Annotated in this window: 18 protein-coding genes; 6 read left to right on the forward strand and 12 right to left on the reverse strand. The window is 71.5% G+C overall.

Going from position 1 to position 18,341, the window contains the following annotated elements; all coding sequences use genetic code 11:
• Positions 1 to 9: 9 nt before the first annotated feature.
• A complete protein-coding gene (locus tag BM041_RS30945; protein WP_217648713.1) occupies positions 10 to 2,274 on the reverse strand; it encodes a CaiB/BaiF CoA-transferase family protein in 2,265 nt (754 codons plus the stop codon).
• Positions 2,275 to 2,276: 2 nt separating this feature from the next.
• Positions 2,277 to 2,798, reverse strand: coding sequence for an FAS1-like dehydratase domain-containing protein (locus BM041_RS13565; RefSeq protein WP_092960289.1), 522 nt, complete (start codon positions 2,796 to 2,798; stop codon positions 2,277 to 2,279).
• Between the two features lie 171 nt (positions 2,799 to 2,969).
• Here BM041_RS13565 and BM041_RS13570 point away from each other — a divergent pair, with 171 nt between their 5' ends.
• The 5 genes from BM041_RS13570 to BM041_RS13590 are packed head-to-tail and all read left to right on the forward strand — an operon-like array spanning position 2,970 to position 7,890.
• Positions 2,970 to 3,962, forward strand: coding sequence for a Gfo/Idh/MocA family protein (locus tag BM041_RS13570; protein WP_175533913.1), 993 nt, complete (start codon positions 2,970 to 2,972; stop codon positions 3,960 to 3,962).
• Entirely contained in the window at positions 3,959 to 5,050 is a 1,092-nt protein-coding gene (locus BM041_RS13575; protein WP_092960292.1) for a glycerol dehydrogenase, read from the forward strand. The genes BM041_RS13570 and BM041_RS13575 overlap by 4 nt, the downstream gene beginning before the upstream one ends.
• Positions 5,047 to 5,877, forward strand: a complete 831-nt coding sequence (locus tag BM041_RS13580; RefSeq protein WP_092960294.1) for a transketolase — start codon at positions 5,047 to 5,049, stop codon at positions 5,875 to 5,877. Before BM041_RS13575 ends, BM041_RS13580 begins: the two co-directional genes overlap by 4 nt.
• Positions 5,874 to 6,863, forward strand: a complete 990-nt coding sequence (locus BM041_RS13585) for a transketolase family protein (RefSeq protein WP_092960296.1) — start codon at positions 5,874 to 5,876, stop codon at positions 6,861 to 6,863. Before BM041_RS13580 ends, BM041_RS13585 begins: the two co-directional genes overlap by 4 nt.
• A gap of 37 nt (positions 6,864 to 6,900) precedes the next feature.
• Positions 6,901 to 7,890, forward strand: a complete 990-nt coding sequence (locus tag BM041_RS13590) for a Bug family tripartite tricarboxylate transporter substrate binding protein (RefSeq protein WP_175533914.1) — start codon at positions 6,901 to 6,903, stop codon at positions 7,888 to 7,890.
• 41 nt (positions 7,891 to 7,931) lie between these two features.
• Here the strand turns inward: BM041_RS13590 and BM041_RS13595 are convergent, their stop codons facing one another.
• The 9 genes from BM041_RS13595 to BM041_RS13635 form a co-directional block, all read right to left on the reverse strand.
• A complete protein-coding gene (locus BM041_RS13595) occupies positions 7,932 to 8,912 on the reverse strand; it encodes a Bug family tripartite tricarboxylate transporter substrate binding protein (RefSeq protein ID WP_092960300.1) in 981 nt (326 codons plus the stop codon).
• A gap of 33 nt (positions 8,913 to 8,945) precedes the next feature.
• A complete protein-coding gene (gene leuB / locus BM041_RS13600) occupies positions 8,946 to 10,025 on the reverse strand; it encodes a 3-isopropylmalate dehydrogenase (RefSeq protein WP_092960302.1) in 1,080 nt (359 codons plus the stop codon).
• Positions 10,026 to 10,038: 13 nt separating this feature from the next.
• A complete protein-coding gene (leuD, locus tag BM041_RS13605) occupies positions 10,039 to 10,638 on the reverse strand; it encodes a 3-isopropylmalate dehydratase small subunit (RefSeq protein WP_092960304.1) in 600 nt (199 codons plus the stop codon).
• The gene (leuC, locus tag BM041_RS13610) at positions 10,638 to 12,092 is read right to left on the reverse strand and encodes a 3-isopropylmalate dehydratase large subunit (protein ID WP_092960306.1); all 1,455 of its coding nucleotides are present in this window, start codon (positions 12,090 to 12,092) and stop codon (positions 10,638 to 10,640) included. Before leuC ends, leuD begins: the two co-directional genes overlap by 1 nt.
• The gene (locus BM041_RS13615; protein ID WP_092960308.1) at positions 12,089 to 13,219 is read right to left on the reverse strand and encodes an iron-containing alcohol dehydrogenase; all 1,131 of its coding nucleotides are present in this window, start codon (positions 13,217 to 13,219) and stop codon (positions 12,089 to 12,091) included. The genes leuC and BM041_RS13615 overlap by 4 nt, the downstream gene beginning before the upstream one ends.
• A 182-nt stretch (positions 13,220 to 13,401) precedes the next feature.
• A complete protein-coding gene (locus tag BM041_RS13620) occupies positions 13,402 to 14,403 on the reverse strand; it encodes a Bug family tripartite tricarboxylate transporter substrate binding protein (protein ID WP_175533915.1) in 1,002 nt (333 codons plus the stop codon).
• 31 nt (positions 14,404 to 14,434) lie between these two features.
• Entirely contained in the window at positions 14,435 to 14,959 is a 525-nt protein-coding gene (locus BM041_RS13625) for a 3-isopropylmalate dehydratase small subunit (RefSeq protein WP_092960312.1), read from the reverse strand.
• Positions 14,956 to 16,242, reverse strand: a complete 1,287-nt coding sequence (locus BM041_RS13630; protein ID WP_092960314.1) for a 3-isopropylmalate dehydratase large subunit — start codon at positions 16,240 to 16,242, stop codon at positions 14,956 to 14,958. The genes BM041_RS13625 and BM041_RS13630 overlap by 4 nt, the downstream gene beginning before the upstream one ends.
• The gene (locus tag BM041_RS13635; protein ID WP_092960316.1) at positions 16,239 to 17,036 is read right to left on the reverse strand and encodes an IclR family transcriptional regulator; all 798 of its coding nucleotides are present in this window, start codon (positions 17,034 to 17,036) and stop codon (positions 16,239 to 16,241) included. The genes BM041_RS13630 and BM041_RS13635 overlap by 4 nt, the downstream gene beginning before the upstream one ends.
• A gap of 80 nt (positions 17,037 to 17,116) precedes the next feature.
• Here BM041_RS13635 and BM041_RS13640 point away from each other — a divergent pair, with 80 nt between their 5' ends.
• A complete protein-coding gene (locus BM041_RS13640) occupies positions 17,117 to 18,013 on the forward strand; it encodes an isocitrate lyase/PEP mutase family protein (RefSeq protein WP_092960318.1) in 897 nt (298 codons plus the stop codon).
• 80 nt (positions 18,014 to 18,093) lie between these two features.
• Here BM041_RS13640 and BM041_RS30580 read toward each other — a convergent pair whose 3' ends face one another.
• Positions 18,094 to 18,240, reverse strand: coding sequence for a hypothetical protein (locus tag BM041_RS30580; protein WP_175533916.1), 147 nt, complete (start codon positions 18,238 to 18,240; stop codon positions 18,094 to 18,096).
• Positions 18,241 to 18,341 lie beyond the last annotated feature (101 nt).

Here is an 18,341-nt window from a genome sequence, read left to right on the forward strand (position 1 = left end):
GCCGTTCGATCATCGGATCACCCCCGCCTGCGCCAGCGCCTGCAGGCGCGCGGCATCCAGGCCGAGGAGGCGGCCGAAGACATCCTCATTGTCCGCACCCAGGCGCGGCACCGGCGCCAGGCGCCCGCGATCGCCGCTTGCCTGCATCCAGGGCAGCGCGATGCTCCATCCCCCGCCGTCGACGGGCTGGAACAGGCGGCGCGCCGCCAGATGCGGGTCCTCCACCAGGTCGAAGATCCCGCGCGACCGGGTGGCGGGAATGCCGGCGGCGCGCAGGACGGTCTCGGCCTGCCGCGCATCCCGGCTGTGGCACCAGGATGCGATCGCGTCCTGTGTCGTGGCGCCGATGACCCGGGACAGCGCCTGGCGCTGCGCCTCTGTCGTGGCCGACAGCGCCAGCCATTCATCGGGGCCGGCGCAGCGGAACAGGCCGGATGGCGCGCCGGAGAGATCCTCCGCGCTGCCATTGCGCGGCACGGTCCGCCCCAGCCCCGCATGCAGCAGCGCATCCGGCAGCAGCGCCACCGTGGCCTCCAGCATGGACAGGTCGATATGCGCGCCGAGTCCCGTCGCCGCGCGGTGCCGCAGCGCCGCCAGGATGGCGAGGCTCTCCCACAGCGAGGTCACGGGATCGGTCCAGGCGGGCATCACGCCCATGGCTTCCAGCTGCGGATTGGCGCGGCCGATCAGCCCGACGCGGCCGCTGTAGCATTGCAGCAGCGACCCATAGGCCAGCAGGTCACGCTCCGGCCCCTGCCGGCCGAGGCCGGAGGCGGAGACATAGACGATGTCCGGCTTCACCGCGGCGAGGTCGGCGTAGGAGAGGCCATTCTTGGTGAGCACGCGGGAGGAGAAGTTCTCCACCACCACGTCGCTCCGCTCGACCAGGTCGCGGATCAGCCCCTGGCCTCCGGCGGTGGTGATATCGACCGTCGTGCTGCGCTTGTTGTTGTTGATGACGGCGAACCAGCCGCCGCGCATGGCGAATTCCGCGCGCTGGCTGGATTCGATCTTGATGATCTCCGCCCCCAGCGCGCCGAGCATCTTCGTCGCCATCGGCCCCGCGACGACCCAGGAGAAATCGACGACGCGGACGCCCGACAGCGGCCGCTGGTGCCGCGCATCCGACAGTGAGGGCGCGGCGGGCGTGGTGTGGAACCGCGCCGCGCCGTCCGGCTTCGGCCACACCGCCGGCGCGCCGCGCGGCAGTGCCGCGCCGGCGCCATCGCGCATCGCGAAGGGCAGGCCGGGCAGGGGCAGCGTGCCGCCATCCGCCAGTGCCAGCGGCCGGAAGAAGCCGCGGGCGGCGAGCTGGCGATTGGCCAGCAGGTCGGGCGCCGTGCTGATGGGGAAGCAGGCCACGCGCGCGGCCTGCGCGGCTTCGAACACCGGGCGGGAGGCAACGGTCGCGGACCATTCCCGCATAAGCCGCCCGATCTCCGCCGCATGCTTCGTGCGCGTGGCGCGGGTGCCGCACAGCGCGGCGTCCTTCGCCCAGTCGGGGTCGCCCATCAGCGCGACCCAGCGCGCCCATTGATGGTCCTCACGCGGGGAGACGACGATGGTGCCGTCGGCGCAGGGCAGCAGCCAGATCAGCCCGCCGGCGATGGTGATCTCCCGCCCCGGCATGCGCCGGCGGCCGGGGGCGAGCACGCCGTCATGCAACTCCGCCAGCGCATCCACCAGCATCCAGGCGAAGACATCCTCCGACGCCAGGTCGATCCAGGGCGCCGACGGCCCTGGGGGCTCCGCCAGGGCCGCCATGGCGGCATTGGCGGCGACCAGGCCGACCAGCATCGCGGCCTCCCGGTCCGGGCAGCCCAGCGGCGGCGCGGCCTCGGGGTCGGTCACGGGGCATGCCTGGTGCCAGGCGTAGCCGCCGCCATGCTGCGTGGTGAAGGCGTTGCCCGGGTCGCCCGCGCGCGGGCCGGTCAGCCCATGGGCCGTCAGCACCAGCGTCGGTGCCCGCGCCGGATCATCCTGCGCCGGCAGCGGCGCACCCGGCGCGGCATCCCGCGCCCAGAGCACCAGCCCCGCCTCCCGCGCCAGCGCCGAAACCTGATCGGGCGTCGCCACCACCAGCCGCTTGCCGGCGTTGAGATAGGCGAAGAGCGTCCCCTCCGGCGCCGCATGGCGCAGCGCATCGCCCGGCATCTCCGGCCGCACTACCTCCGCCCCCAGATCGGCCAGCAGCCGCGCGGCGAAGGCCAGCGAGACATCGCTGCCGAGTTCCAGCACGCGCAGGCCGGCCAGCGGCGCCAGGGCGGGGGCCATGCTCAGCGCAGGATCAGGTTGGTGGTGCAGAGGAACAGCTTCCGCCGTTCCCCGCCGGCGGCGAATTCGTCGTCGATGGTGACGATCACCATGGGCCCGCTGCGGCCCTGGCGCTGCTTCACGTCGCGATAGGCGCTGCGGCAGAAGATGCGTTCGCCGAGGCGCGCATGGCTGAAGAATTCGTAGTCGTATCCGCCATTCAGCACGCCGCGCAGCTTCACCGGCATGCGCGGCAGATGCGGGCGCATCAGGCGCGACTCGCCATCGAATTCCGGGTCGCCATGGCCCTCGATCGGGTCCCAGTCATCGGCGGCGGCGCGGCGATAGGCATGGACGGGAAAGCCGAGCGGCGCCACCGGCATGTCATGCCGCGGGCCGGTGTAGCCGGGGCGGTGGCGCGCGTTGGGGTCCATCATCGCGTGCATGAAGCGGCGCAACTCGCTCGCCTCCACGGGGTGGGTCGCCTCCACCCAATCGGACTGCACGCCGACCAGCGCGCGCGCGGCCTCGGTGACGAGGTCCATGCCTTGGCTTCCTCCTGCGCGATGCCTCGAAAGGGCATCGCTGCCTTGCGTAGTGTCCACACTTGGGGTGCGACAGGCGCAAAACTGCCATGCGGCCCTGGGAACCGCAATCTTGGTGTCGACACTTTTGCGGGGCTGAGCCATGCTCCCCACAACATCGGGGGAAACAGCATGAGGGTCGCCTTCGTCGGCGCGTCGCATTGGCATCTGCCGCTCTACCTGGAGCCCGCCCTTGCGCTGCCCGGCGTCACCCTGGCCGGCGTGGCCGATCCCGACCCCGCCGCCGCCCGCGCGATCGGGGAGAGGCTGGGTTGTCCCTCGGACCAGGATTTTCGCGAACTCTGCCGCCGCCAGAAGCCGGATTTCGTCGTCGCGCTCGGCCGCCATGCGGACATGCCGGACCAGGCGCAGTTCCTGATCGAGGAAGGCATCCCCTTCGCGCTGGAAAAGCCCTGCGGCGTGAACCTGGCGCAGGTGCAGCACCTGGCCGCGCTGGCGGAATCGCGGGGCGCCTTCTGCGCGGTGCCGCTTGTGTTCCGCAATGGCGACTTCTTCCGGCTGATGCAGGACCTTGCCGCCGAGGATGGCGGCGTGCAGCACATGGCCTTCCGCTTCATCGCGGGCTTCGCGCAGCGCTACCTCGACAGCGGCTGCGGCTGGAATCTTGATCCCGTGCTGGCCGGCGGTGGCTGCATGCTCAATCTCGGCGTGCACTTCATCGACATCGTCCATGCGCTGTGGGGCGATGCGGCACGGCCCGTCGCGGCGCATTTCTCCAACGCCGCCTGGGGCCATGCGGTGGAGGATTACGGCACCGTCGCCTTCGCCGGGCCGGGCGGCGCGCTCGCGCTGGTGGAGACCGGCTACCTCTTCCCCGCGCCCACCAGCAATTTCGACCTGCACTTCGCCCTGCGCACGCCGCGCCACTACCTGTTCGTGCAGGACACGGAGACCGTGCACCTGGTGGCGAATGACGGCACGCGCCGCCTGGTGCGGACCCACACCACGAATGTCGGGCAGTATCCGCCCTTCGTCGCCGATGCGCTGGACCGTGCGCGCCGCGGTGTGCCGCCGCTGGCGGGGCTGGAGGCGATGCTGCCGGTGATGCGCCTGGCGGAGGAAGCTTATGCGCTGGGCGGGCGCCGCCTGGGGCAGGCCGCATGATCCGCGCCTTTGGCGGCCCGCGCCTCTACCTGCAAGGCCCCGGCGCGGTGCGGGAGATCGGGCCCGTGCTGGCCACCATCACGCGCAGCGCCGCGCTGGTGGGGGATGCGGATGTGCTCGCGCGCTACGGCACGGTGATCGCGGATGCGCTACGCGGATCGGGCGTCGCCTGCGGCAGTGCGGCGCTGCGGGGGGAGGTCTCCGACAGCGCCATCGCTGCGCTGGATGCGGCGCTGCCCGCGGATGCCGGCTGCGTCATCGGCCTCGGCGGCGGGCGGTCCATCGATGCCGCCAAGGCCGTCGCGCTGCGGCGCGGCCTGCCCGTCGTCACCGTGCCGACCGCGGCCAGCAATGACAGCCCGACCAGCCGCATCTTCGTGATGTACCGCCAGGACGGCGCGCTGGATCGCGTGGAACGACTGCCCCGCAACCCGGAAGCGGTGATCGTCGATACCGAGATCCTGCTGCGCGCCCCGCCCGCCCTGCTGCGATCCGGCATCGGCGATGGCCTGACCAAGCGGTTCGAGGCCGAGGGATGCGCCGCCGTCGATGGCATCACGCCCCAGGGCACGCGCGCGCTCCGCACCCCCGCCGCCATCGCAGCGCTGGGGTTCGAGACGCTGATGACGCATGCGGCGCAGGCGATGGCGGATGCGGAAGCCGGCCGTCTGACGCCGGCCTTCGAGGCGACGGTGGAGGCCGTGATCCTGATGTCCGGCCTGGGCTTCGAGAATGGTGGCCTTTCGCTCGCCCATTCATTGACGCGCGGCTTCACGCGCGAAGCCGCCATCGCGCATTGCCCGCATGGCGAACAGGTGGCCTTCGGCCTGCTGGTGCAGCTTCAGGCGACGCCGGGTGAAGGGGCGATGCTGCGCCGCCTTATCCCCATCTGCGCCGGCATCGGCCTGCCGACACGCCTGCGGGGCATCGGCATCGCGCGCGACGATGTCGCGGCGCTGGACCGCATCGCGGCCGCCACCATGACGGCACCCCACATCACCCATCTGTCCGGCCCCGCTCTGACCGCGCCCGCGATCCGCGACGCGATGCTGGCCGTGGATGCCTTGTCCTCGGAGTTGACGGCATGAACCGCCCCCACCGCCTCGGCCTGGAAGGCGCCGCCCTGGCCGACAAGGCGCTGCGCCTGCGCCGCCATGTCGTGCGGATGGTCGCGCCCATTGCGGAGGGCTATGTCGGACAGGGCCTCGGCGCCGCCGACATCCTCGCCGCGCTCTACTTCAACGAGATGGCCTTCGATCCCGACGATCCCGGCTGGGAGGGGAGGGACCGCTTCATCCTCTCCCCCGCGCATTACGGCGTGGGGCTGTTCGCCGCGCTGGCGGAACGCGGCGCGCTGCCGGTGCAGGAACTCGCGCAATACGGCGTGGATGGCAGTCCGCTGGAGATCATCGCCAGCGAACGCCTGCCCGGCGTGGAGGCCACCTGCGGGTCGCTCGGCATGGGGCTTTCCGTCGGCGTCGGCATGGCGCTGACACTGCGCCGCCGCGCCAGCGCCAGCCGCGTCTATGTGCTGATCGGCGATGGGGAGATGCAGGAAGGCGAGACCTGGGAGGCGGTGATGTCCGCCAGCGCCTTCAAGCTCTCGAACATCTGCGCCATCGTCGATGTCAACGACATGCAGGTCGATGGCTCCACGAAATCCGTGATGGACATGGGCAACATCGCGGCGAAGTGGCGCGCCTTCGGCTGGAACACGATCACGCTGGATGGGCATGACCTCGATGCCCTGCTGGCCGCCTTCGCCGCGGCCCGCGCGCATGTCGAAGGGCCCACGGTGCTGCTGGCCGATACCATTCCCGGCCGCGGCGTGACGGCGCTGGAAGGCCGCAAGGCGCATTTCGCGAAGCTGCCGCCCGATGTCGCCGCCCAGGCGCTGGTGGAGCTGGAAGGATGAGCCAGGTGCGCGCGCCCATCACCATTGCCAATTCTGGTGCCGTCTGGCGCCCCGGCACGCCGACGGACAGCAAGGCCTATGGCCGCGCGCTGCTGGCGCTGGCGGAGGCCGATCCGCGCATCGTCTGTCTCGGCGCCGACCTGACCGGCCCGACCGAGACCGACCTGTTCCGCGACCGCATTCCCGACCGCTTCTTCAACATCGGCATCGCGGAGGCGAATCTGATGTGCGTCGCCTCCGGCATGGCGCGCAGTGGCGACATTCCCTTCGTCAACACCTTCGGCGTCTTCGCCACGCGGCGGAGCTTCGACCAGGTGACGCTGCAGATCGCCTATCCCCGGGCGAATGTGAAACTCGTCGGCTTCATGCCCGGCCTCACCTCCCCGGGCGGGCCGACGCACCAGGCGACGGACGACATCGCGCTGATGCGCGCGCTGCCCGGCATGGTGGTGGTGGAACCGGCCTGCGCCACGCATGTGGCCCCGCTTCTAGCGCAGCTCGTGGCGCATGACGGCCCGGCCTACATGCGCATCAAGCGCGGGGACCTGCCGAAGCTGTTCACGGCGGAAAGCTTGCCGCCGCTCGGCAAGGCGCAGATCGTACGGCCGGGGCGCGATGGCTGGATCATCGCGAGCGGCGTGATGGTGACGCTCGCATTGGAGGCGCTGGACGCGCTGGCGGAACAGGGCATCCAGGCGGGCCTCGTCAACGTCACGAGCCCTAAGCCGCTGGACACGGATCTCGTGCGCTCCCTGGCAGCGGAAGGAAAGCCGCTGCTGGTGGCGGAGAACCACTCGATCGTGGGCGGCCTCGGCTCCGCGGTGGCGGAGGTGATCGCGGAAGCCGGCATCGCCACGCGCTTCGCGCGGCTCGGCGTCGATGACGTCTTCGCCGAGGGCGCGGGCGCGCCCTACCTGTTCCAGACCTATGGCCTGTCGCCGGCGGCGATCACGCGGCGCTTCGCCGCACTCGCCCGGCCAGGCTGACCACCGACGACCAACGCGTTCGAGGGAGGAAAGAAGAATGTCCAGGATGAAGACCGCGACACGCTGGGGCATGGCCCTGGCGGCGCTGCTGTTCGGGGCGCAGCCGACTCTCGCCGCGGAATGGCCGCAGCGTCCGGTACGGCTGATCGTGCCCTATGCGCCGGGCGGCGGCACCGATGTGGTGGCGCGCGTGCTGGCGCAGACGATGACGACGCAGCTGGCGCATCCCGTGGTGGTGGAGAACCGCGCCGGCGCGGGTGGCGGCATCGGCGCCGAAGCGGTGGCGCGATCCGCCCCCGACGCGCACACCATCCTGTTCACCAACACCGGCCATTCCGTGCTCCGGCTGATCGCGCCGAACCCCAACCTCGACATCATCCAGGCGCTGACGCCGATCACCATCGTCGGCGAGGCGCCGATGATCATGATGATCGCGAACAGCACGCCCGCCACCAACCTGGCGGAGTTCCTCGCGCTGGTGCGCGCCAATCCCGGCCGCTTCGACTATGGCAGCACCGGCACGGGCGGCACCAACGGCCTGACGGCGCTGATGTTCCTGCAGGCCGCCGGCGTGACGATGACGGAAATCCCCTATCGCGGCGGTGCGCCTGCGACGCTGGACCTGGTGGCGGGGCGCATCGCCATGCTGTTCGATGCCAGTTCCACCGCGCTGCAGACCACCCGCGCCGGCCAGGCCCGCGCGGTTGCCGTCACCACGGCGCAGCGCAGCCCCTCCGCCCCCGAATTGCCGACGCTGCTGGAAGCCGGCGTGCCGGCGTCCATGAGCATCTGGATGGGCATCATGGTGCCGACCGCGACGCCGGCCGATGTGCAGGGTGCCGTTCATGCCGCCACCATCCGTGCGCTGCGCGCCCCGGAACTGCGCGCCCGCTTCACGGAATTCGGCACGGACAGCATCCCGGGCCAGAGCCCGGCAGAGAGCGCCCGCTTCATCGCGAGCGAGGTGGAGCGCTGGGAACGCCTGCTGCGTTCGGCGGAAGCCGTGCCGCCGCGCCCGGCGCGCTGATACCGCCTGGCGGGGCGCGCGTGCGCCCCGCCATCGCGGGCTCAGCCCAGCGTGATCCCGGCTTCCCGGATCACTTCGGTCGCCAGCCGCCGCTGGCCGACGAGCCAGTTGGAGAATTCCTCCGGCGAATTGCCGACCATGACGGCGCCGGCCGGATCCATCCGGGCGCGCACGGCGGCCGAACGCGCGGAGACCGCCGCCACCGCCGCCACCCTTTCCACGATCGCGCGCGGCGTGCCGGCCCCGGCGAAAAGGCCGTTCCAGTCATTCAGGTCGAAGCCCGGAAACCCGCTTTCCGCCAGCGTCGGCACATCGGGGATGGAGGGCACGCGCTGCAGGCTCGTCACCGCCAGCACCCGTGCCTTGCCCGCCGCGACGGGCGCGCGGATGGAGGAGGTGGTGATGAGCGCGGCATCGATCACGCCCGCCATGATGTCCCGCGCCGCATCCGCGCCGCCGCGATAGGGCGAATGCACCAGGCGCAGCCCCGCGCGCCGTTCGAAGGACGCCAGCGCCAGATGCGCCATGCCCGCCGCTGGCGGCGTGCCGACGGAAACGGTGCCAGGCCGCGTCTTCGCCACCTCGATGAACTCGGCGACGGTGCGGGCGGGGAAATCCGTCTTCACCGCCAGCACCTGCGGGAAGGCGGAGATCTGCGTGATGGGCATGAAGGCGGTGGCGTAGTCGAAGGGCAGGTCGCGCATCAGCACGGGGTTGGTCAGCTGGTTCGCGGCATCGACCAGGAAGGTGTAGCCGTCGCGCGGGGATTGCAGCAGCGCATTGGCGGCAATCACCGCGTTGCCGCCCGTCCGGTTCTCGATGACGATGCTCTGGCCCAGCGCATCCTGCATGTCCGCCGCCAGCGCGCGCGCCGCGGTATCGGCGGCGCCCCCGGCCGCGAAGGCGACGACCCAGCGCATCGGCCGCGCCGGCCAGTCCGCCTGCGCCGCGGCGCCGCGCGACAGAATCGGCGAGGCAAGCGCCGCGCCGAGCATCGCGCGGCGGGTGGTTCCCCTGGTCATTGTCGTTATCCTCCCTGTTCTGTTCTTCGGTATTCAGGCCGTGGCGAGGCGTGACAACTCCCTTGCCACGGCATCGCCCATGGCTTCCGTGCCGACCAGCGTCGCGCCGTCCTCCATGATGTCGGCGGTGCGCAGACCCTCGGCCAGCACATGCCGCACCGCCGTCTCCATCCGGTCCGCCATCCCGCCCTGGCCGAGCGAGAGCCGCAGCATCATGGCGGCGGAGAGGATGGAGGCCAGCGGATTGGCGATGTCCTTGCCCGCGATATCGGGCGCAGAACCATGCACGGGCTCATACAACCCGCGCCCTTCCGCGTTGAGGGAGGCCGATGGCAGCATGCCGATGGACCCGGTCAGCATCGCGGCGGCATCGGACAGGATGTCGCCGAAGATGTTGCCGGTGACGATGACGTCGAAGTCGCGGGGCTTGCGCACCAGCAGCATCGCCGCCGCGTCCACGTACTGATGAGTCAGCTCCACATCGGGGTAGTCCGCTGCCACTTCGGTGACGACGGCGCGCCAGAGCTGGCTGGTCTCCAGCACATTGGCCTTGTCGACGGAGCAGAGCTTGCGCCGCCGCAGCCGCGCCGCGCGGAAACCTGCATGCGCCACGCGGCGCACTTCGGATTCCGTGTAGCGCATGGTGTTGATGCCGACCCTTTCGCCATCCACCACGGAGATGCCGCGGGGCTGCCCGAAATAGATGTCGCCCGTCAGCTCGCGCAGCACCACCAGGTCCACGCCTTCCAGCGCCTCCCGCTTCAGGGTGGAGGCGCCGAGGAGCTCCGGGAAGGCGAAGACGGGGCGGTAGTTTGCGAAGAGGTCCATGCGCTTGCGCAGCCGCAGCAGCGCATGGCCGCCACGCGCCTCGGCCGGGCGCAGATCGCTGTCATAGGTCCCGGCAGCGCCGAACAGCACGGCATCGGCGCGCTCGGCCAGGCGGGCCGTCTCCTCCGGCAGCGGATCGCCGCCGGCATCGTAGGCCGCGTCGCCAACGAGGGCCTGGGTGAACTCGAATTGCGGGCCGTTGGCGGCCAGCGCGCGCAGCGCCTTGACGGCCTGCGCGGTCACCTCCGGGCCGATCCCGTCGCCGGGCAGCACTGCGATATGCATCACTGTCGTTTCCTCAGTTGTTCTCCCGCCCGAAGCGACTCTCGAAGGCGGCGATTTCATCGGCATAGGACAATGTCACGGCCATCTCGTCCAACCCTTCCAGCAGGCATTTCCGCGCGAAGGGATCGATATCGAAGGCGTGCACGCTGCCATCGGCAGCGGTGACGGTCTGCGCTTCCAGGTCCACCACCACCTCGCCCGCCGGATCGGCCTCGGCCTGCGCGATCATCATCGTGACGGTCGCCGCCGGCAGCACCACGGGCAGCAGGCCATTCTTCAGCCCGTTCTGCGCGAAGATGTCCCCGAAGGAGGGCGCAATGACGGCGCGGAACCCGTGGCCATGCATCGCCCAGACCGCATTCTCCCGCGAGGAGCCACAGGCGAAGTTCTGCCCGCCGAGCGCGATGCGGCCCTGCCGCCAAGGCCCGCGGTTCAGCGGGAAATCCTCGATCTCCGTGCCATCCGGGCGCGTGCGAAGGTCCCGGAACAGGCAGGCGCCATGGTCGGCATCGCGGGGCAGGTGCAGGAAGCGGGCGGGCAGGATCTGGTCCGTGTCGATGTTGTCCTTGGCGAAGGGCACGGCCACGGATTCCAGGCGCAGGAACTTCTCCATCACGCGTCTCCCTGCACGAGGTCGCGCACATCCGTGATGCGCCCCGTCACCGCCGCCGCCGCCGCCATGGCGGGCGACATCAGGTGCGTCCGCGCCCCCGGCCCCTGGCGGCCCCGGAAATTGCGGTTGGAGGTGGAGGCCACGCGCACGCCGGGTGCCACGATCTCCCCATTCGTGCCCAGGCACATGGCGCATCCCGCTTCCCGCCAATCGAAGCCGGCGTCGCGGAAGACGCGGTCCAGGCCCTCGGCCTCCGCCCGGCGCTTCACGGGGGCGGAGCCCGGCACGGCCCAGGCGACGACACCCTCCGCCACGCGGCGGCCGCGCAGCACGGCGGCGGCCGCGCGGAAATCCTCGATGCGGCCATTGGTGCAGGACCCGATGAAGACGCGCTGCACGGGGATATCCGCCATGCGCTGCCCGGCATCGAGGCCCATATAGGCCAGAGCCTCCTCCATCGCCGCGCGGCGTTCGGGGTTGGGTGCCGCGGCGGGGTCCGGCACCGCGCCGGTGGCGGGCACGGCATCCTGCGGCGAATTGCCCCAGGTCACGGTGGGGGCCACGGCATTGCCGTCGATCACCACTTCCCGGTCGAAGCGCGCATCGGCATCGCTGGCCAGGGCGCGCCAGCGTTCCACGGCGCGGTCCCATTCCTCGCCCCTGGGCGCGTAGTCGCGACCGCGGAGGTAGTCGATGGTCACGTCATCCGGCGCCACCATGCCGGCGCGGGCACCGGCCTCGATCGACATGTTGCAGAGCGTCAGGCGCCCTTCCATCGTCAGGGCGCGCACCGCCGGCCCCGCATATTCGATGACATGGCCGGTGGCGCCGGCGGCGCCGATGGTGGCGATGATGTGCAGGATCAGATCCTTCGCCGTCACGCCGAAGCCCAGCGTGCCATCGACGGTGATCCGCATCGTCGCTGGCTTGCGCTGCCACAGGCATTGCGTGGCCAGCACATGGCCCACTTCCGTCATGCCGATGCCGAAGGCCAGCGCGCCGAGGGCGCCATGCGTGGAGGTGTGGCTATCCCCGCACACGATGATCATGCCGGGCTGGCTGATGCCGGTTTCCGGCCCCACGACATGCACGATGCCCTGGTTGGCGTCCTTCAGCCCGAACAGCCGGAAGCCGCTCTCCGCCGCCGCTTGGTCCAGCGCCTCCACCATCCCGCGCAGTTCGGGGTTGGCGATCTCCGCGGTCTCCCGCGTGTCGGTCGGCACGTAGTGGTCGGGGCTGGCGAAGACGCGTTCCGGCGCGCGTAGCTTCTGGCCACGGGCGCGCAGCATGGCGAAGGCGGGGGCGCAGCCATCATGCACCAAGTGGCGGTCGACATAGAGCAGCACCTGCCCGTCCTCCCGCTCCAGCACGCGGTGGCGGTCCCAGATCTTGTCGAACATCGTGCGAGGCACGTGGTCGAGCGTCGTCCTGGGGAATTGGTCATGCGCCGTCATGCGCCGGATGCTCCATGGGCGTCGCGCAGCAGGCGGAGATAGTCGGCCGCTGTCGCCGGACGCGGATTGGTGAGGTGATGATGATCGCGCATCGCCGCTTCGGCCACGGCCGGCAGCGCGTCCGCGCCGATCCCCATGGCCGCAAGCCCCGCGGGCAGGCCGAGCCGCCTGTTGGAGGCATCGATGGCGTCCGCCACCTCCGCCACGCCCATGGCGGCGGCCAGCAGCGGCAGCCTGTCCGCCAGCGCCGGCGCGTTGAAGCGCAGCACGCCGGGCAGCAGCAGCGCATTCAGCGTGCCGTGATGCGGGCAGGATGGATGTGCGCCGAGGGCATGGGACAGCGCATGCACGGCGCCGAGGCCCTTCTGGAAGGCCAGGGCGCCCTCGATCGAGGCCAGCATCATGGCCGACCGCGCGCCGGGATCGCCCGCGACCGCCTGCGGCAGCGCCGCCCAGCCGCGCCGCAACCCGTCCAGCGCGATGGCGTCGGCGACCGGGTTCTCCCTCTTCGCGCAGAAGGTCTCGATGCAGTGGGCCAGCGCGTCCATGCCGGTGGCGGCCGTCAGCAGGGGCGGCATGGAGTGCGTCAGCACGGGATCGCAGATGGCCGCGCGGGGGATCAGGAAGGGGCTCCCGATCGACACTTTCCGCCCGTCATCCAGCACGATCAGCGCCCCGCGACTCACCTCGCTGCCCGTGCCGGCGGTGGTCGGCACGGCCACCACCGGCGCCGCCGCGGCGGTGATGCGCGCAAGGCCGCCTTCCACCACCGCATAGGGGGCCAGCGTCTCCGCGGGATGCGTGACCGCCAGCGCCACGGCCTTGGCGAGGTCGAGCGGCGATCCGCCGCCGACCGCGATCACGCCATCCGCGCCGAATGCGCGGAAGGCCGCGGCCCCGGCGCGCACCGCGGCCTCCGTCGGGTTGGGCGGCGTGTCCTGGAAGACGGCATGCGCCATGCCGGCAGGCAGGCTGGCGAGCAGCTTGTCCAGCGCCCCTGCCGCCGCGACGCCACGATCCGTCACCACCAGGGGCCGCGTGATGGCGGCGAGGGCCAGTTCACCCACGAGTTCGCCCAGCGCGCCCGGCGCGAACTGGATGCGATTGAGGAAGACCATCAGCGTCATGATGACGCCGTCGCCCTTCGATCGGCCATGCCGTTTCCTTCCCGCGCAGCCACCTGCGCGGGGCCGCGCCGGACGGTGAAACGCTTCGCCGGCAGGGTCAACACCTGGTGCGGCGGGTGGCCGGGATGGTCGTGCACCCCGTGTGGCAGGCGGGCGATGGCGTCGCCACGCCCGCCACGCGGCTACTGCTGCTCGATCCGCGCGTCGCGGATCACGCGGGTCCACTTGGCCAGGTCGCTTGCGATCTCCTGCGTGAAGGCCGCGACGGAAACCGGCGGTGCGGCCTCCACGAAGGTCTGCGCCAGCTTCGCGACGACAGCCGGATCGCGCATCACCTCGCCCAGCGCATCGGTCCACCAGGCCGCGACCTCGGGCGGCGTGCCGGCGGGGCCGAACATGCCGGTCCAGGACAGGGCTTCGAGGTCCGCCAGTTCCGGCACGCCGCTCTCGGCCAGGCTCGGGACGCTCGGCACCAGCGGCGAACGCTGCCGCGCGATGACGGCCAGCGGCTTCACCTGCCCGTTGAGCGCCATGGGCACGGCGGAATTGAAGCCGTCGATCATCAGCGCCACGCGCCCCGCGGCGACATCCACCAGCGCCGCCGCGCTGCCGCGATAGGGGATGGACTCGATCTCGGTGCCCAGCGACAGACCCAGCAGCGCCATGGCCAGTTGGCTCATCGTGCCGACGCCTGGATTGGCGGCGCTGTAGGTGCCGCGCGGTGCGGCGCGCAGCACGCGGGCGGCTTCGGCCATGGTGTTCGCCGGGAAGTTCGGCGCGGCCACCAGCACGAAGCCGGTGCGCCCGAACAGCGCGACGGGCGACAATTCCCGCACCGGGTCATAGGGCGGGTTCTTCATCAGCGGCGGGTTGACCACGATGGGCGACTGCGTCGTCACCAGCAGCGTCAGCCCATCCGGCCGCGCGCCGGTCACGGCCTGCACGCCCAGCGCGCCGGACGCGCCCGGCCGGTTCTCCACCACCACCGTCACGCCGCGGCGCCGCTGCAACTCCTCCGCCGCCAGCCGCGCGAGGATGTCGGAGGTATTGCCCGGCGGGAAGGGCACGACGATCCGCACGGGGCGGCCCGGATAGGCCTGCGCCATCGCGCCCGGTGCCGCCAGCGTGGTGAAGGCGGCGCCGGCAAGGGCGGCGCGGCGCGTCATGCGCAAGGATGATGTCATGGTCTGCTTTCCCCAGCGTGTTGGTCGTTGATCAGGCCTGCGCCATCGCATCCAGGCGGCGGCGGAACATCGGCCCCCAGCCGCCGGCGCGCAGCATGTCCTGCAGATGCGCGCCCAGCGGGGGGAAGGTGGCTTCGGTGCCGCGTGTCAGGTTGCGCAGGCGGGCGGCGGCGAAATCGACCTCGATCTCCTCGCCATTCTCGAACATGGCGCGCACGCCGGGGCAGCGCGGCAGCACCGGCAGCCCGGCGGCCAGCGCGTTGCGGAAGGATCCCACCGGGATGCTCTCCGCCACCAGGCCCACGCCGCAGCCCTTCAGCCCGATCATGCCCTGGATATGCGGATTGCCCTGCGCGAAGCGCTTGCCGCCGACGACGATGTCGCCGGGCTTCGCGCGGTTCGGGAAATCCGGGTCAAGCCCGGCGAAGACGTGTTCGCGCAGCACTTCCGGCCGCGTTTCCCGCTTCAGCGCCCATTCCAGCGCCATCAGGTCGCCATCGATGGCGACATTGTCCGGGTAGACCCAGGCCCGGCCCCGCATCACCAGGTCACTCATGCCGCCATCCCCCAGGCAACGTCACGCAGGAAGGGCCGCGGATCGGCAATGCTGCCGGCGACCGCGGAAGCCGCGACGGTCGCGGGGCCGGCGATGTGCAGCACCGCCTCATGCGCGCCGAGCCGCCCCGGTTCGTTGCGCGTACCCGTGCCGATGGAAACCTCCCCGGCCGCGACACCGCCGATGCGCCCGCCGGCGCAGACGCCGCAGCCCGGCGCGGTCACCATCGCGCCCGCGCGCATGAAGACCTCGATCAGCCCCTCGGCCGCCGCATCGGCGGCCACCTGCTGCGTCGCCGGCGTGACGATCAGCCGCACGCCCGGCGCCACCTGGCGCCCGCGCAGCACGGCGGCGGCGACCCGCAGATCATCGAGCATCCCCGACGCGCAGGAACCGATGAAGGCGTGGCCGATGGCCTTGCCCGCCACCTCCGTCACATCCACCACATTGTCCGGCGTCGGCGGCAGCGCCACCTGCGGCGCGATGGCGGAGAGATCCAGCGTGATGCGCGCGCGATAGACCGCGTCGGCATCCGGCAGCGTGCGATGCACCGGCCGCTGCGCGCGGGCCTGCACATAGGCCATGCAGAGCGCATCGGGCTCCACGAGGGAGGAGACGGCGCCGAGTTCGACCGGCGTGTTGCACAGCGTGTGCCGCGCATCGATGTTCAGGGACGCCAGGCCGGGGCCGCCATATTCGACGACCGCATCCTCGAACAGCGCGGCATCGTGGCTGCCGATCAGCTTCTGCGCGGCATCACGCGCGAAGACGCCGAAGGGCAGGGCGCCGATGGTGTCCACGCGCAGTGTCTCCGGCACCGGCAGCCAGACGGAACCGCAGGCCAGCACTTCGGGAATCTCGGTCAGCACCGCGACGCCGAGGGCGCCGATCGCGCCGTAATTCGTGACATGCGGGTCATAGGCGAAGATGAACATGCCCGGCGTCACCAGCCCTTCCTCCACCGGGAAGACATGGCCCAGGCCCCCGCGCCCGGCATCGCGATGCGCCACGCCGAAACGCTGCGCGATGCCGCGCACCGCATGCTGCCGCGCGAAAGCCTGGGGCGAGACGGCCAGCGGTTCATGGTCCGTCACCAGCAGCACGCGCGACGCGTCATGCAGCTTCGTCACGCCGAAATCGTCCAGCGTGCGGAAGGCGTTCACCGTGTACCAGTCATGCACGGTGATGAGCTCCGCCTCCGGCATCACCACCTCGCCGGCCGATACGCGCCGGCCGCAGATGCGGGAGAGAATCTTCTCGGTGATCGTCTGTCCGCCGCTCATGCGGCTGCCCTCCTCAATGCGCCGCGCCAGCCCAGCATGGCGGATATCTCGGCCGCCGCGGCGCGCAGCGCCTCCGCCAGCAGCTTTTCCTTGTCGCGCGTGAAGCGCACCTTCGGCACGCCGACGGACAGCCCCGCGCAGGGGCGGCCGGTGGCGTCCAGCACGGCATGGCCCATGGCGACGATGCCCTCGATCATCTCCTCGCGGCTGTAGGCGATGCCGTCCCGCGCAACGGTGGCGAGTTCGGTCTGCAGCGCCGCCGGATCAGTCACGGTGCGGGGCGTCAGGCGGGGCAGGGGGGCGGTGGCGAGGATGCTGTCCACCTCCTCCGCCGTCATCAGGCCGAGGATGGCCTTGCCGCCGGCCGAGGCATTGACCGGCCCGCGTTCGCCGAGCTGGAGGGAGTAGAGGATCGGCTGGTTGCAATTCTCCTTGCACACCACGACGACCTCCGCCCCCTGGCGCACCACCAGCGCGGCCGATTCACCCGTGCGCGTCATCAGCGCCGCGACCACGGGCTGCGCCAGGCGCGTCACATCCGTCCGGCGCAGCAGCACGCCGGCCAGGCCCAGGACGGCGGGGCCGAGGCGAATGCGCTCCGCCGTCCCGCTGCCCTCCCGCGACACGTAGTGGCGTTGTTCCAGCGTGCCGATCAGGTCGGTGAGGCTGCTTTTCGGGATGCGCAGCGCGCGGGCGATGTCGCCATGGGACATCGCCTCCGGCCGCGCGGCGAGGAGTTCCAGCACATCGAGTGCCCTGGTGGCGGACTTGACCAGGATCGACCTCCCCCCCACGCTGTTTTCCGGACAGTGTTCGAAATACCGAACACTGCGCGGTTGATCAAGCCGCCGATGGGGAAGCGGGAGACAGGGCGATGGGCTTCGCGGCCGCGGATGGGTTGCGCGCCATGATGGCGGCCGGGCAGGGGGGCCTGCCCGTGCTGGCGCCCGGCGTATGGGATGGGCTGTCGGCGCGGCTCGCCATCCATGCCGGCGCCACGGCGCTGCATGCCAGTGGCGGGGCCATCGCGCGCGCCGCCGGGCAGCCGGACCTCGGCATCCTGGGCCTGGCGGAGATGGAGGCGCGGATCGGAGAGATCGTCGAAGGCGCCGGCACCGCGCCGGTCATCGCCGATGCGGATACCGGCTATGGCGGCTTGCTGAACCTGGCCCATGCCGTGCGGCGCTACGCCCGTCTCGGCGTCGCCGCGCTGCATATCGAGGACCAGCCCTTCCCGAAGCGCTGCGGGCTGTTCGAGGGCGTGACCGTGATCCCGCCGGCCGAGATGCTGGCCCGGCTGCGCGCCGCCCGCGCCGTGGTGGCGGCGATGGGCGGCGGTCCCCTCATCATCGCGCGCACCGATGCGGTGAAGGCCGAGGGCCTGGACGCCGCCCTGGCCCGCATGCGCGCCTACATGGCCGAGGGCGCCGACATTGCCTTCATGGAGGGGCTGGAGGACGCCGCCCAGATGCGCGCGGCGGCCGCGGCGCTGCCCGGCGTGCCGCAATTGCTGAACGCCAGCATGAGCGCCCGGGGCCTGCCGCTGCCACCCGCGGCGCTGCGGGAACTGGGCTTCGCGATCGTCATCTATCCCGGCGATGCGCAGCGCGCGGCCATCGCTGCCATGGACGCGGCCTTCCGCGCGGTGCTGCGGGCGGGCGACGCGCGCAGCGTGGCGGATCGCCTGGCGCCGGCGTCACTGCGGGATGGGGTGGTCGGGACGGCCGCCCTGGCCGATGCCGAGGCGCGCTGGACCGCCGGTCCCGGCTGAGCCTTCGCGACCCGAGCCTTGGCGACCGGGCCCTGTCCTGTGCGCGGAAGGGCACGGGACAGGGCGCCCGGATGGGCCCGTCAGCCCTGCTCGGGCTCGCCTTCCGGGTTCTTGGCCTTCTGCTCGGCCTCCTTGGCGGCCTGCTTCTTTTCCAGCTTCTCCCGCGCCTTGGCTTCCTTGGCCTTCTCGCGCTGGGACCGTTCGAAATCGTAGTTCGGCTTGCGCATGGGCGGCCCTCCGGCTGGTGTGTCCTTCTCTATGGGGTGTCGGCGGCGAAATGTCGCCTCAAATTCGGGCATGGCAGCCAAACCCGGGGCAGTGATGTCAT

This window comes from Falsiroseomonas stagni DSM 19981 (assembly GCF_900114315.1).
GTDB lineage: Bacteria > Pseudomonadota > Alphaproteobacteria > Acetobacterales > Acetobacteraceae > Falsiroseomonas > Falsiroseomonas stagni.